The sequence below is a fragment of the Pseudomonas sp. RA_105y_Pfl2_P56 genome, from assembly GCF_963970845.1.
Taxonomy (GTDB): Bacteria; Pseudomonadota; Gammaproteobacteria; order Pseudomonadales; family Pseudomonadaceae; genus Aquipseudomonas; species Aquipseudomonas baetica_A.
Window position 1 is genome coordinate 110,330 of the sequence record NZ_CAXAPL010000012.1, and the last position, 13,707, is coordinate 124,036.

Consider the following 13,707-nt stretch of genomic DNA (forward strand, 5'->3'; position numbering starts at 1 on the left):
CGAGGGGGACGCAGGACTCAGGCTGTGCCCTGCCCGTTTCCATGACCACCGCCCGGTGGCGCATGCCTCGACCCTCAACGCCGCCGGACTGTGATCCTGTTTCAGGAGCACACCTGATGGACGAGGCCCGACTCAACGACTTCATGGGCAAACTGGTCAACGACATGGGCGGCGCGGCGATGCTGGCCAATGTCATCGTCGGCGAAGAACTCGGGCTCTACCGGGCGATGGCCGACAGTCAGCCGATCAGCCCCGAAACCCTCGCCACAAAAACCCGCTGCAACCCGCGTCTGGTACGCGAATGGCTCAGCGCGCACGCCGCCTCCGGCTACATGGAGCACCACGACGGCCAGTTCCGCTTACCGGAAGAACAGGCCCAGGCGCTGGCTGTCGAAGACTCGCCGGTGTACATCGCTGGCGGCCTCGGGGTGGTAGCGTCGTTTTTCCATGACAAGGACAAACTGGTCAAAGCCATGCGCAGTAACGGCGCCCTGCCCTGGGGTGATCATCATCCGTGCATGTTCACCGGCACGGAACGCTTCTTCCGCCCCGGCTATAAAGGTCACTTGATCGCCGAATGGTTACCGGCCCTGGACGGTGTGGTCCCCAAACTCGAGACCGGTGCGAAAGTCGCCGACATCGGCTGCGGCCACGGCGCCTCGACGGTGATCATGGCTCAGGCGTTTCCCAATTCGCGCTTCGTCGGCTACGACTATCACGCACCGTCGATCACCGTCGCCTCCCAACGCGCCGAAGAAGGTGGTGTCAGCAGCCGGGCGAAATTCTTCGAGGGCTCGGCAAAAAGTTACCCTGGCAATGACTACGACCTGATCTGCTATTTCGACTGCCTGCACGACATGGGCGACCCGGTCGGCGCCGCACGCCATGCCTACGACGCGTTAAAAGACGACGGCACGGTGTTACTGGTCGAACCGTTTGCCAATGACACGCTGGACGACAACATCAACGCGGTCGGGCGTTTGTTTTATGCCGCATCGACGTTCATTTGCACCCCGAACTCCCTGTCCCAGGAGGTTGGCCTGGGCCTCGGTGCGCAGGCCGGTGAAGTGCGTCTGCGCAAAGTGTTTGCCGAGGCTGGCTTCAAGCGGTTCCGGCGAGCGACGCAAACGCCGTTCAACCTGATTCTGGAGGCGCGCAAGTAAGCAGCGCGTATCGCGTGCTAACCTGCTGGCACCGTCCTCCCCGGAGCGCTGACCATGCTCGACAGCCCGATCCGCGAACACTTCGACACGCTGCAACAGGCGATGGCCGAAGGCGACTTTCTGGTACTGACCGGCGCCGGCATCAGCACGCCGTCGGGTATCCCGGATTACCGCGACAGTGACGGTGTGCGCCGTGGACGCCAGCCGATGATGTATCAGGAATTTCTCGCCGCCCCAGAATCACGCCGCCGCTATTGGGCGCGGGCGATGCTCGGCTGGCCGCGCGTGCGCCAGGCGCGACCGAATGCGGCGCACGAAGCGCTGGCCCATTTGCAGACGCAGGGGCGGATCAGCGGCTTGATTACGCAGAATGTCGACACCTTGCACGATCAGGCCGGCAGTCCTGACGTCATCGAATTGCACGGCAGCTTGCATCGGGTGCTGTGCCTCGATTGCGGACAGCGAAGTGAGCGCGATGCGATACAGCGGTTGATGGAAATGCACAACCCGTACCTGGCCGGCGTCGATGCGGTGCAGGCGCCGGACGGCGATACCCTGCTCGACCCGGCGTTCGAAGCACGTTTTCAGGTACCGCTATGCCCTCATTGCGCAGGAGAGCGGATGAAACCGGACGTGGTGTTTTTCGGTGAGAACGTCGCGCAACACACGGCGGAACGGGCCATGACAGCGGCGCAAAATGCGGCAGGAATGCTCGTGGTGGGTTCTTCGTTGATGGCCTATTCGGCGTTTCGCCTGTGCCGGGTCATCGCGGATCGCGGCAAGCCCTTGCTGGCGATCAACCTGGGCAAGACCCGGGCGGATGAATTACTGGATCTGAAGGTTGAAGGGTCGTGCGAGCAACTTTTGCCCCTACTGACACAGCGCCTGACCACCTGAACACGCACAGCCCGCTTCCACAGGGTCAGTATTTTTCCCTCAAAATATCGAACAACGCCTGCGCCGCCGCCGACAGTTCATTGCCCGGTTCGGTCAAAACGCCAATCGCCCGTTCCACCGAGTCATTCAACGTCAGGCACCGGGCCCCCAGTTCCTGCATCTGCTCGGCACACAACGCCGGCACCGCACTGACTCCCAGCCCACTGGCAACCATCCGCCCGACCGTCGACAGTTGATGGCTTTCGAATTCCACCGGTAGCTTCATGCCGCGAGCCTGCAAATGTTCTTCGAGCATCACCCGCACGGTCGACGGCCGCTGCAAGGTAATGAACGGCTCGAGCAACAAGGTCTGCCAGTCAATCTCGGTGCGTGCGGCCAGCGGTGACTCCTGCGAGACCACCGCCACAAACCGATCCATATAGAGCGGTGTAAATGTCATCGAGGTGTTCTGCATCGGTTCGAACGCCACGCCCAACTCCACTTGCCGGTCGCGGACCATTTCCAATACTTGCTCGTTGATCACGTCGTTGACCGTGACGCTGACGTTCGGATACCGCGCCCGAAAGGTCTTGAGGATAGGCGGCAGCAGATTTCCGGCAAACGATGGCATCGCCGCCAGCGTGACTCGCCCGCGTTGCAGGCTGAAGCGTTGGCGCATTTCGTCTTCGGCGTTGTCCCAGTCGGCAATCAGACGCCGGGCCAGCGGCAGCAGGGATTCACCCTCCGGCGTCAGCGCCACATTGCGGGTGTTGCGGCTGAACAGACGCCCACCGAGCCCCTCTTCCAGGGCTTTGATGGTCAGGCTCAGCGCCGATTGCGACAGGTGCAACCGCTCGCAGGCGACGGCAAAACTCAGGCTTTGGGCCACGGCGAGGAAGGCGCGGATCTGCTTGATGGTCATGAACGCTATGCTTCCGTATCAGAATCCAATGGATTATTGATCTTTATCAATCAATCAACCTTAAAAATCAACTTAACAAATATATCCTTCAGCGAGACACTCCAGTCATTCGGCTAGCCAGCCGCCCGCAAATAATAAAAGAGGTGCATATGGCAGGTTTCGACAAGCGCGTGAGTTCCTACGAGGAAGCCCTGGCCGGGCTTGAGGACGGCATGACCGTCATCGCCGGCGGCTTTGGTCTGTGTGGCATTCCGGAAAACCTGATCGCCGAGATCAAGCGCAAAGGCACCCGCGACCTCACCGTCGTGTCCAACAACTGCGGCGTCGATGGCTTTGGTCTCGGCGTACTGCTGACCGACCGCCAGATCAGCAAAGTCGTTGCCTCCTACGTCGGCGAAAACAAGCTGTTCGAAGAGCAACTGCTCAAAGGCGAAATTGAAGTCATCCTGACCCCGCAAGGCACTCTCGCCGAAAAAATGCGCGCAGGCGGCGCCGGCATTCCGGCCTTCTTCACCGCCACGGGCGTCGGCACGCCGGTGGCCGAAGGCAAGGAGGTGCGTGAATTCAACGGTCGCAAGTACCTGATGGAAGAGTCCATCACCGGCGACTTCGCCATCGTCAAAGGCTGGAAAGCCGACCATTTCGGTAACGTCATCTACCGCCACACCGCGCAGAACTTCAACCCGCTGGCCGCCACTGCCGGCAAGATCACCGTGGTCGAAGTCGAAGAAATCGTCGAACCCGGCGAACTGGACCCCGCCCATATCCACACCCCGGGCATCTACGTCGACCGGGTCATTTGCGGCACGTTCGAAAAGCGCATCGAACAGCGCACCATCCGCAAATAATCCAGGCTGACGGAGAATAAAAACATGGCACTTTCCCGCGAACAAATGGCTCAGCGCGTCGCCCGCGAAATGCAGGACGGCTACTACGTGAACCTTGGCATCGGCATTCCGACCCTGGTCGCCAACTACATCCCCGAAGGCATGGAAGTCATGCTGCAATCGGAAAACGGCCTGCTCGGCATGGGACCTTTTCCGACAGAAGAAACCATCGACGCCGACATGATCAACGCTGGCAAACAAACCGTGACCGCGCGCATTGGCGCGTCGATCTTCAACTCCGCCGAATCCTTTGCGATGATCCGCGGCGGTCATGTCGATCTGACCGTTCTGGGCGCGTTCGAAGTGGACGTTGAAGGCAACATCGCCTCGTGGATGATTCCCGGCAAACTGGTCAAGGGCATGGGCGGCGCCATGGACCTGGTGGCGGGCGCAGACAACATCATCGTCATCATGACTCACGCCTCCAAGGACGGTGAGTCCAAACTGCTGTCCAAGTGCAGCCTGCCACTCACCGGTGCCGGGTGCATCAAGCGGGTGCTGACCGACCTCGCCTATCTCGAAATCGAGAACGGTGCGTTCATTCTCAAAGAACGTGCGCCGGGCGTCAGCGTCGAAGAGATCGTCGCCAAAACCGCCGGTAAACTGATCGTGCCTGACCACGTACCGCAAATGCAGTTCGCTGCCCAGTGAGGAATTCGAAAATGCAAGACGTCGTCATTGTTGCCGCCACGCGTACCGCGATCGGCAGTTTCCAGGGCTCTCTGGCCAGCGTTAGCGCGGTTGATCTGGGCGCGGCGGTGATCCGCCAGTTGCTCGAACAGACCGGGCTGGACGGGGCGCAGGTTGATGAAGTGATCATGGGCCAGGTGCTGACGGCCGGCGCCGGCCAAAACCCGGCGCGTCAGGCGGCAATCAAGGCTGGCTTGCATCACGCCGTGCCGGCCATGACCCTGAACAAGGTCTGCGGCTCAGGCCTCAAGGCCCTGCACCTCGGCGCACAGGCCATCCGTTGCGGCGACGCTGAGGTGATCATTGCCGGTGGCCAGGAGAACATGAGCCTGTCCAACTACGTGATGCCGGGCGCACGCACCGGTCTACGCATGGGTCATGCGCAAATCGTCGACACCATGATCAGCGATGGCCTGTGGGATGCGTTCAACGATTACCACATGGGCATCACTGCCGAGAATCTGGTCGACAAATACGACATCAGCCGCGAACAGCAGGACGCCTTCGCGGCCGCCTCGCAGCAAAAAGCAGCCGCAGCCATCGAGGCTGGGCGATTCGTTGATGAAATCACCCCGATCCTGATTCCGCAGCGCAAGGGCGATCCGGTCGCGTTCAAGGTTGATGAACAGCCACGCGGCGAAACCACTGCCCAATCCCTGGCGAAACTGCGTCCGGCCTTCAAAAAGGACGGCAGCGTCACCGCCGGCAATGCTTCATCGCTCAACGACGGCGCGGCCGCCGTGATCCTGATGAGCGCCGAAAAAGCCAAAGCGCTCGGCCTGCCCGTGCTGGCGACCATCGCCGCTTACGCCAACGCCGGTGTTGACCCGGCGATCATGGGCATCGGCCCGGTCTCAGCCACCCGCCGCTGCCTGGACAAGGCGGGCTGGTCGATTGAGCAACTGGATTTGATCGAAGCCAACGAAGCGTTCGCCGCACAATCGCTGGCGGTGGCCAAGGATCTGCAATGGGATCTGGACAAGGTCAACGTCAACGGCGGCGCCATCGCCTTGGGTCACCCGATCGGCGCCTCGGGTTGCCGCGTACTGGTGACCTTGCTGCACGAAATGATCAAGCGTGATGCGAAAAAGGGTCTGGCGACCCTGTGCATCGGAGGCGGCCAAGGCGTCGCTCTGGCACTGCAACGCGCATAAAGAGCAATACAGACAGCGGGCGGATCCACGACATCCGCTCGCTGTCTCCCACCCTGGATCGGCGACAGACCCAAATCTCGTATCCACCACCATCCCCCTGTGGGAGCGGGCTTGCTCGCGAAGGCGTCCGGCCAGCCAACATCTCCGGCGACTGACACACCGTTTTCGCGAGCGACAGCGGGTCAGCCCCGCCAGCAAAGCTCTAAGGCTTGCGCAGCAAATACGTATCCATGATCCACCCATGCTCAGCCCGCGCGGCCTTGCGCACCTGCTCGATTTGATCCGCGACCTCCCCGAGTTTGCCGCTGATGAGAATTTCATCCGGCGTTCCCAGGTAAGCCCCCCAGTAAATCTCGGTCTGCGGATCGGCTACCCGGTGGTAGGCATCTTCGGCATCAAGCATGACCACCAGACTGTCCGCATCACTCACCTGCCCTGCCGCCAAACGCCGGCCCGTGGAGATTTCAATCGAGCGACCAATTGTGTTCAACGGCACTTTGTGCTGCGCTGCCAATGCCTGAACGCTGGTGATGCCGGGAATCACTTCGAACTCGAACTCACAGGCACCGCACGCCAGAAGCGCCCGCAGGATACGAACGGTACTGTCGTACAATGCCGGATCGCCCCACACCAGAAAACCGCCGCACTGGCCGTCAACCAGCTCTTGATTGATCAGCCGTGCAAAGATTTGCTGCTTCGCCCGGTTCAAATCATCAATGTTGGTGGCGTAGTCCGCGTCGCCACGCTCACGCTCCGGGCTGTGGACTTGGGCGAAGCGGTAGGCGGGATCCGTGATGTAGCGCTCGCAGATCTCGCGGCGCAGATCCATCAACTTGTCCTTGCTCTGGCTTTTGTCCATCAAAAAGAACACATCCACCCGATTCAGCGCCTTCACCGCTTGCATCGTGATGTAGTCCGGGTTGCCAGCGCCAATGCCGATGACCAGCAGTCGTTTCATCAGACAGCGCCTCCATCATCGAGACTGGGCAGACGCAGGCGCCAGCGCTCGGTGAAACGCAGTTCGACCACTGACAGTGGCTCGACATCGATGTCATGAAAGGCCGAGCCGCGCATCATCTGGATCAACGCGGCGCGGATGATAAACGGATGGGTCACTGCCACGACGTGTCCCGGCGTGGTTTGCAAACTGACCAGCCATGCCGCCACTCGCTCACACAGATGCGCAACCGACTCACCACCGTGGGGCGTGGCGTGTGGGTCCTGGAGCCAGGCGTACAGCGCTTGTTCCTGTTTAAGTTGCAGGTCCTTGATCGACTGGCCGTGCCAGCGCCCCCAGTCACAGTCACGCAGCACCTCGTCAACTTGCGCATCCGCGCCGAACCACGCCGCCGTCTGTCGGGTGCGCAATTCAGGGCCGCAAATCAAACGGCGGGCGGAACTGAAACGTGAGGCCAACGCATCAGACGCTGACCGGATATTTTCAACAGGCTCATTCGTAGGAAAACGCGCCAATTTCTGTGAGACGGTTCGCGCATGGCAAATCAGTGTCAAACGGGTGGTCTGCACAATGAATTCCTCTGTCGAGCACCATGAAATCAACGGCCTGATGCCGAAGTGTTGGCAATTGTGCCGTAAATAAAGGGCTCCAGGGCTGCCCGATGAAATACCGCGATACCCGCCGACACTGGGAAAGTGGCAATATCTGACACCTCCACGGGCAATGGACTACAAGACACGTCGACTTCCGTGTAGCCCTTGTTACACGGGCATCCTGCCCTGTTTTGGGGCCGTTTCAACAGGATAAAAAATTCACTAGACATGTAGCGTAAGTTACATAAATACTGTTTTAGCGAATTGTGAAGCAAATTCGACACCTTCATCCAGCAGGAGCCAGGATGCCCCCTCTCAGAGACCTGATCACCGACCCCGACCTCGATCTCACGCCGTCGGAGCGCAAAGTCGTTCGCGCCTTGCTTGATCAGTACCCGCGCAACGGCCTGGGGCCCATGGCACGACTGGCCGAGCATGCCGGTGTCAGCGACCCGACCATTGTGCGCCTGGTAAAGAAACTCGGCTTCGGCGGTTATGCCCAATTCCAGGATGCGCTGCTCAGCGACATGGATCATCGTCTGCGCTCGCCGCGCACCCTGTTGCAACCCCGCGCGCACCAGAACAAGGATGACGCCTGGAGCCACTACCTGAGCGACAGTCATCGTCTGCTGGTCGAAACCCAATCGCTGACTCAACCCGAAGATGTGCGCATTCTCACGGACTGGCTGCTCGACGTTCGGCATCAGGTGTACTGCTTTGGCGGGCGCTTCAGCAGCCTGATGGCGAACTACCTGCTCAATCACCTGCGCCTGCTGCGCCCTGGTTGCTTTGCCCTGGATGACAATGCGCAACTGCCCGATCGCCTGTTCGATCTGCAGCGCCAGGACGTCGTGCTGGTGTTCGACTATCGCCGCTACCAGACCCAAGCCCTGCGCGTCGCTAGCGCAGCAAAAAACAATAACGCGCGCGTGGTGCTGTTCACCGACATCTACGCCTCGCCGCTGCGCGAACTGGCCGACCTGATCATCAGCGCCCCGGTGGAGTCGGCTTCGCCGTTCGACACCATGGTGCCAGCACTGGCTCAGGTCGAAGCGCTGATAGCCTGTCTGACCCTGCGCAGTGAGAATCTGGCCGATCGCCTGGAAGGCATCGATGCCCTGCGCAATGACTTCAACACCCACCTGCTGGAGGATAAATAAGGATGTTCAGCCTTCCCCACCGCTCGCCGCGGGACTTGCCATTTGTCACTGACCACACCGCGTTGCTGCTGGTGGACATGCAGCGTGCCTGGCTCGAACCGCAGTTCGACCCGCACCTGAACGGCCCGGACGCCGAGTACTTCCTGACCCGCACCCACATGCAGGTGGTGCCCAATCAACGCCGGTTGCTCAGTGCCTTTCGTCAGACGCGGCAGAACGTACTGCACACCCTGATTGAAAGTCTGACCGCCGATGGCCGCGACCGCTCGCTTGACCACAAGCTCTCGGACATGCACCTGCCCAAAGGCAGCTCACAGGCGCGGATCATTGATGACCTGACCCCGGTGGAAAACGAAATCGTCCTGCCGAAAACCTCTTCCGGGGCCTTCAACTCGACCAACATCGACTATGTGCTGCGCAATCTGCAAACCCGCCATCTGATCATCGCCGGTATCGTTACCGACCAGTGCGTCGACATGGCGGTGCGCGATGCCGCCGACCGTGGCTATCTGGTGACCCTGGTCGAAGACGCCTGCGCCACTTATAGCGCCGAGCGCCATCACGCCTGTCTGAACGCGATCAAGGGGTATTGCTGGATCACCGACACCGACACCGTGCTCGCCCGGTTGCAGGAGATGCAGCCATGAGCCCCCGCCTGACACCGCTGCCGATGACCACTATCGTCACCACTGACCTGATCGGCATCACCCGTGGCCGCTCGTTCCCCACCGACGAACTTGAGCACTACCAGGCCGCCGGTTGTGGCTGGGTGCCCGCCAACAGCGCCTTGACACCTCAGGACATCATCGCCTCGACCAATCCATGGGGCGCCTATGGCGACCTGCGTTTGATCCCGGATCTGGCCAGCCGCGTGATTGTCGGCAACGGCCCGGATGCCGACGCACCGGCGCTGGATTTCATTCACGGCGACATCCGCGAAACCGATGGCCGTCCGTGGGGGGCCTGCCCGCGTACGCTGCTGCGTGATGAGGTGGAACGTTATCGCGACCAGTTGGGTTTGCAGGTCAACGCCGCGTTTGAACACGAGTTCAATCTGCACGCCGGTTTTGTCGAACATCTGGCGTTTTCCCTCGAAGCCCAGCGTCAGGGCGCCGAATTCGGCGGCTGGCTGCTCAGCGCCTTGCGCGCCGGTGGCGTCGAGCCGGAAATGTTCCTGCCCGAATACGGCAAGCACCAATACGAAATCACCTGTCGGCCGACCCTGGGTGTCGCCGCCGCGGATCGTGCGGTCAACGTGCGCGAAATCACCCGCGAGATCGCCCGGCAGATGGGCCTGGACCTGAGTTTCGCACCGAAGACCTCGGCGGACGCGGTGTGCAACGGCGTGCACCTGCACGTCAGCCTGCTCGACCTGGCCGGTCAGCCAATGCTCTACGACGCCGGCACCCGCAACGGCTTGTCGACCCTCGGCCAGCATTGGGCGGCGGGGGTTGTGCATTATTTGCCGGCGCTGTGTGCGTTCACCGCGCCAACCCCGGTGTCGTATGAGCGCTTGCAGCCGCACCACTGGAGCGCGTCCTATGCGTGCCTTGGCCAGCAGAACCGTGAAGCGGCGTTGCGTATCTGCCCGACCGTGACACTGGGCGGCAAATCCGTGGCCACACAGTTCAACCTTGAATTCCGGGCGATGGACGCCACCGCCTCGCCGCACCTGGCAATGGCTGCACTGCTGATCGCCGGCCGCTTGGGGATCGAACAGCGTCTGGCGCTGAACGCGATCACCGATGACATTCCCGATTCACTCAACGACGAGCAACGCAAGGCCCGGGGTATCGTTGCCCTGCCCGCCTCGCTGGCCCAGGCGCTGGATTGCCTGCGCGACAGTGCAGCCTTCAATGAATGGCTGCCCAAGCCGTTGCTCGACACGTATCACGCCCTTAAAACCGAGGAACTGGCGCTGACGGAACAGCTCTCGCCCGCTGACCTGTGTGAGCACTATGCACGCCTGTACTGAGCCCGCCGAGCTTGGGTTGTATACCCGACCGGTCTACAACCTGAGCCGCGCCGACTCGACGCATCCGGTGATCCTGGTGTGCGAGCACGCCAGCCATTACATCCCCGCGGCCCTAAACAACCTGGGCCTGGACGATATCGCCGCGCGTGAACACATCGCCTGGGACATCGGCGCATTGCAACTGGCCGAGCAGTTATCGCAAACACTCGGTGCAACGCTGTTGAGCGCCAACTATTCACGTCTGTTGATCGACCTGAATCGGCCACGGCACGCCCGGGACAGCATTCCGGCGCAAAGTGAGATTTATCAGGTGCCGGGTAACCGCGAGCTGGACGAAGCCACTCGCGAATACCGGCGTCAGGCACTGTTCAAACCGTTTCACACGCGCTTGCAAATGTTGATCGACGAGCGGATTGCGCTGGGCCAACCGGTACGGGTGGTGGGAATTCACAGTTTCACGCCGGTGTATTACGGCCAGCCGCGAACGGTGGAGGTCGGCGTGCTGTTCGGTCAGGCCAAGGTGTATGCCCAGCGTCTGCTCGACGGTCTGGAGCAACATCCGTTGAACGTGGCCGGCAATCAGCCGTACAGAATTGACCCACTGGGCGACATGACCGTGCCGGTACACGGCGATGCCCGGGGCCTGGATTCAGTGCTCATCGAGGTGCGCAACGACTTGCTGCACAGCCCCGAAGCCGTATCGCGCTGGGCCGGATACCTCGCACCATTGCTGTAAAGAAACACTGCTGACGCTGTACATGATGGACCGATAGAACAACTAAAAAATGACCGACTGGCTGACAAGGAGTTGCGCTTCATGGAAATTGAAGAATTCGGCTACAAGCAAGAGTTGAAACGTAGCCTGACACTTACTGACCTGGTGGTGTACGGGATGATCTTCATGATCCCCATCGCCCCGTTTGGCGTGTATGGCTACGTCAATGCCGAGGCGCCCGGGATGGTGCCGCTGGCCTACATCATCGGCATGGTGGCGATGCTTTTTACAGCGTTGAGCTACGGCAGCATGGCCCGAGCCTTTCCGATTGCCGGATCTGTCTATTCCTACGCGCAACGCGGCTTGAATCAACATGTCGGCTTCATCGCCGGCTGGCTGATGCTGCTCGACTACCTGCTGATTCCGCCGTTGCTCTACGTCTACGCGGCGATGGCACTCAACCATTTGTACCCGGATATTCCGAAAGTCGGTTTCATTCTGGCCTTCCTGGTCAGTGCGACGTTCGTCAACCTGCGCGGCATCACCTTCACCGCACGGATGAACATCATCTTCCTGCTGGCCCAACTGGTCGTTCTGGGCATCTTCCTCTTCTATGCCTGGACGGCCCTGCACAACGGTGGCGGTAACGGCGAACTGACGTTGGCGCCGTTGTACAACGCCGAGACCTTCAACTTCGCCCTGCTGATGCAAGCGGTGTCGATTGCGGTGCTGTCCTTCCTGGGCTTCGACGCGATCTCGACCCTGGCCGAAGAAATCAAGGGTGATCCGGGCCGCAGTGTCGGCAAAGCGGCACTGATCACGCTGGTGGTGATGGGCGTGATTTTCGTTGCCCAAACCTGGATTGCCACTGACCTCGCCGCCGGCATGGGCTTCACGTCCGCCGACACTGCGTTCTATGAAATCGCCGAAATCGCCGCTGGCAGCTGGCTTGCCACCCTGACCGGTGTCGCGACCGCCCTGGCTTGGGGTGTAGCGGTGGCAATCACCTCGCAAGCGGCTGTATCGCGCCTGCTGTTCGGCATGGCCCGCGACGGCAAACTGCCGAAAGTGCTGGCCAAGGTCCACCCCAAACACAACACACCGTACTTGAGCATTTATCTGGTGGCGGTGCTGTCGCTGGTGATCTGCTACCTGTTCATCAACTCGGTCGACACCCTGACGTCGCTGGTCAACTTCGGCGCGCTCAGCGGCTTCATGCTGCTGCACCTGACCGTGATCAACTACTACTGGCGTCGGCAGAAGTCCGGTCAGATCGTGCGCCATCTGATCTGCCCGGTGATCGGTTTCATCATCGTCGCGGCCATCATGTACAACATGGGCGTCGATGCACAGAAACTCGGCCTGATCTGGATCGCTCTGGGCCTGGTGTACCTGTTCTTCCTCAACAAACTCGGGGCTAGCACCGCGCTGCCGGACCCAAGCAACGGCTGACAAGAAAAAGAGCAGCGTCTGACAACAAATCAGGCGCACGCCGATTTAACGCGTGGAAACCGACAGTGATAGTCAGGTTCGGTGAATTTGCCGAACCTTTTGATACAGGAGTACATCCATGCTGGCCTTACGCCCAGTCGCGCAGACTGACCTGCCCCAGCTACAACAACTGGCCCGCGACAGTTTGGTGGGCGTGACGTCCCTGCCGGACGACAGCGACCGTTTGCGTGAAAAAATCGCCGGTTCCTGCGCTTCGTTTGCCGCAGACGCCACCGCCCATGGCCCGGAGAACTACTTCTTCGTGCTGGAAGACCTCGACAGCCAACAACTGCTCGGTTGCTCCGAAATCCTCGCCACTGCCGGTTTCGACGAACCGTTCTACAGCCTGCGCAATCGCCATTTCACCAGCGCCTCGCGAGAGCTGAACATCGAACACGGCGTGCCGGCGCTTTCGTTGTGCCACGACCTGAACGACCACACGCTGCTGCGCGGTTTCCACATCAACGCTGCGCTGGTGGGGACGCCGTTTTCCGAATTGCTCTCGAGGGCGCGCCTGCTGTTCATCGCGGCCCATGCGCAACGGTTCGCCGAAGCCGTGATTACCGAAATCGTCGGCTACAGCGATGAAAACGGCCATTCGCCCTTCTGGGACGCGCTGGGCAAGCACTTCTTCGACCTGCCCTATGCCGAAGCCGAGCGTCTGTGCGGATTGCAGAACCGTACGTTTCTGGCTGAACTGATGCCGCAATACCCGATCTACGTGCCGATGCTGCCGCAGGCCGCACAAGACTGCATTGGCCGCATCCACCCGGACGGTCAGGAAGCCTTCGACATTCTTGAGCGTGAAGGCTTTGAAACCAACAGCTACATCGATCTGTTCGACGCCGGCCCGACCCTGTATGCACGCACAGCGACTATCCGCTCGATCGCCCGCAGCCAGACGGTACACGTGCGGCAACAGTCGCAAATCGATGCGCGTGGCCGTTATCTGCTGAGCAACGATGCGTTGCACGGTTTTCGGTGCATCGTCGCCGAACTCGATTACCACCCCGATCAACCGCTGTCTCTCACCCCTGCAATGTGTGCGGCGCTGAATGTGACCGATGGCAACCCGATCCGGCTGATAGCCCTGTGAACCGCGCCCGGCTCCGCACCCAACGAC

The 13,707-nt window shown here is 60.8% G+C and carries 14 protein-coding genes; 11 read left to right on the forward strand and 3 right to left on the reverse strand.

What is annotated here, in order from left to right; genetic code table 11:
- The first annotated feature begins 116 nt into the window (after nt 1-116).
- Nucleotides 117-1,163, forward strand: a complete 1,047-nt coding sequence (locus tag AACY11_RS10965) for a class I SAM-dependent methyltransferase (protein WP_339433918.1) — start codon at nt 117-119, stop codon at nt 1,161-1,163.
- A gap of 54 nt (nt 1,164-1,217) precedes the next feature.
- Nucleotides 1,218-2,060 carry an NAD-dependent protein deacetylase gene (locus tag AACY11_RS10970; protein WP_339494733.1) on the forward strand — a complete coding sequence of 281 codons (843 nt, stop codon included), beginning with the start codon at nt 1,218-1,220 and terminating at the stop codon, nt 2,058-2,060.
- A 25-nt stretch (nt 2,061-2,085) separates the two neighbouring features.
- Here the strand turns inward: AACY11_RS10970 and AACY11_RS10975 are convergent, their stop codons facing one another.
- The gene (locus tag AACY11_RS10975) at nt 2,086-2,961 is read right to left on the reverse strand and encodes a LysR family transcriptional regulator (protein WP_339494735.1); all 876 of its coding nucleotides are present in this window, start codon (nt 2,959-2,961) and stop codon (nt 2,086-2,088) included.
- Between the two features lie 149 nt (nt 2,962-3,110).
- On the opposite strand from AACY11_RS10975, the gene AACY11_RS10980 reads away from it, so the two are divergent.
- The 3 genes from AACY11_RS10980 to AACY11_RS10990 are packed head-to-tail and all read left to right on the forward strand — an operon-like array spanning nt 3,111 to nt 5,692.
- Entirely contained in the window at nt 3,111-3,809 is a 699-nt protein-coding gene (locus tag AACY11_RS10980) for a CoA transferase subunit A (protein WP_095187517.1), read from the forward strand.
- A 24-nt stretch (nt 3,810-3,833) separates the two neighbouring features.
- On the forward strand, nt 3,834-4,499 hold the full coding sequence (locus tag AACY11_RS10985) for a CoA transferase subunit B (RefSeq protein WP_339433922.1): 666 nt from the start codon (nt 3,834-3,836) through the stop codon (nt 4,497-4,499).
- Between the two features lie 11 nt (nt 4,500-4,510).
- Complete coding sequence (locus AACY11_RS10990; RefSeq protein WP_339494738.1) at nt 4,511-5,692, forward strand: acetyl-CoA C-acetyltransferase; 1,182 nt, start codon at nt 4,511-4,513, stop codon at nt 5,690-5,692.
- 202 nt (nt 5,693-5,894) lie between these two features.
- On the opposite strand, the gene cobF is transcribed toward AACY11_RS10990, so the two are convergent.
- Together cobF and AACY11_RS11000 are read right to left on the reverse strand one after the other, a co-directional pair.
- The gene (gene cobF, locus AACY11_RS10995; protein WP_339494740.1) at nt 5,895-6,650 is read right to left on the reverse strand and encodes a precorrin-6A synthase (deacetylating); all 756 of its coding nucleotides are present in this window, start codon (nt 6,648-6,650) and stop codon (nt 5,895-5,897) included.
- Entirely contained in the window at nt 6,650-7,219 is a 570-nt protein-coding gene (locus tag AACY11_RS11000; RefSeq protein ID WP_339433925.1) for a histidine phosphatase family protein, read from the reverse strand. Before AACY11_RS11000 ends, cobF begins: the two co-directional genes overlap by 1 nt.
- 329 nt (nt 7,220-7,548) lie before the next feature.
- Here AACY11_RS11000 and AACY11_RS11005 point away from each other — a divergent pair, with 329 nt between their 5' ends.
- From AACY11_RS11005 to AACY11_RS11030, 6 genes are all read left to right on the forward strand, one after another.
- Nucleotides 7,549-8,403, forward strand: a complete 855-nt coding sequence (locus AACY11_RS11005) for a MurR/RpiR family transcriptional regulator (protein ID WP_339433926.1) — start codon at nt 7,549-7,551, stop codon at nt 8,401-8,403.
- A gap of 2 nt (nt 8,404-8,405) precedes the next feature.
- Nucleotides 8,406-9,050: an isochorismatase family cysteine hydrolase gene (locus AACY11_RS11010; protein WP_339494742.1), complete on the forward strand. Its 645-nt coding sequence runs from the start codon at nt 8,406-8,408 to the stop codon at nt 9,048-9,050.
- Nucleotides 9,047-10,378: a glutamine synthetase gene (locus tag AACY11_RS11015; RefSeq protein WP_339494744.1), complete on the forward strand. Its 1,332-nt coding sequence runs from the start codon at nt 9,047-9,049 to the stop codon at nt 10,376-10,378. Before AACY11_RS11010 ends, AACY11_RS11015 begins: the two co-directional genes overlap by 4 nt.
- Entirely contained in the window at nt 10,362-11,114 is a 753-nt protein-coding gene (locus tag AACY11_RS11020; RefSeq protein WP_339433929.1) for an N-formylglutamate amidohydrolase, read from the forward strand. The genes AACY11_RS11015 and AACY11_RS11020 overlap by 17 nt, the downstream gene beginning before the upstream one ends.
- Before the next feature lie 81 nt (nt 11,115-11,195).
- Complete coding sequence (locus AACY11_RS11025) at nt 11,196-12,545, forward strand: APC family permease (RefSeq protein ID WP_339466573.1); 1,350 nt, start codon at nt 11,196-11,198, stop codon at nt 12,543-12,545.
- A gap of 118 nt (nt 12,546-12,663) precedes the next feature.
- The gene (locus AACY11_RS11030; protein WP_339466572.1) at nt 12,664-13,680 is read left to right on the forward strand and encodes an arginine N-succinyltransferase; all 1,017 of its coding nucleotides are present in this window, start codon (nt 12,664-12,666) and stop codon (nt 13,678-13,680) included.
- Nucleotides 13,681-13,707: the final 27 nt, after the last annotated feature.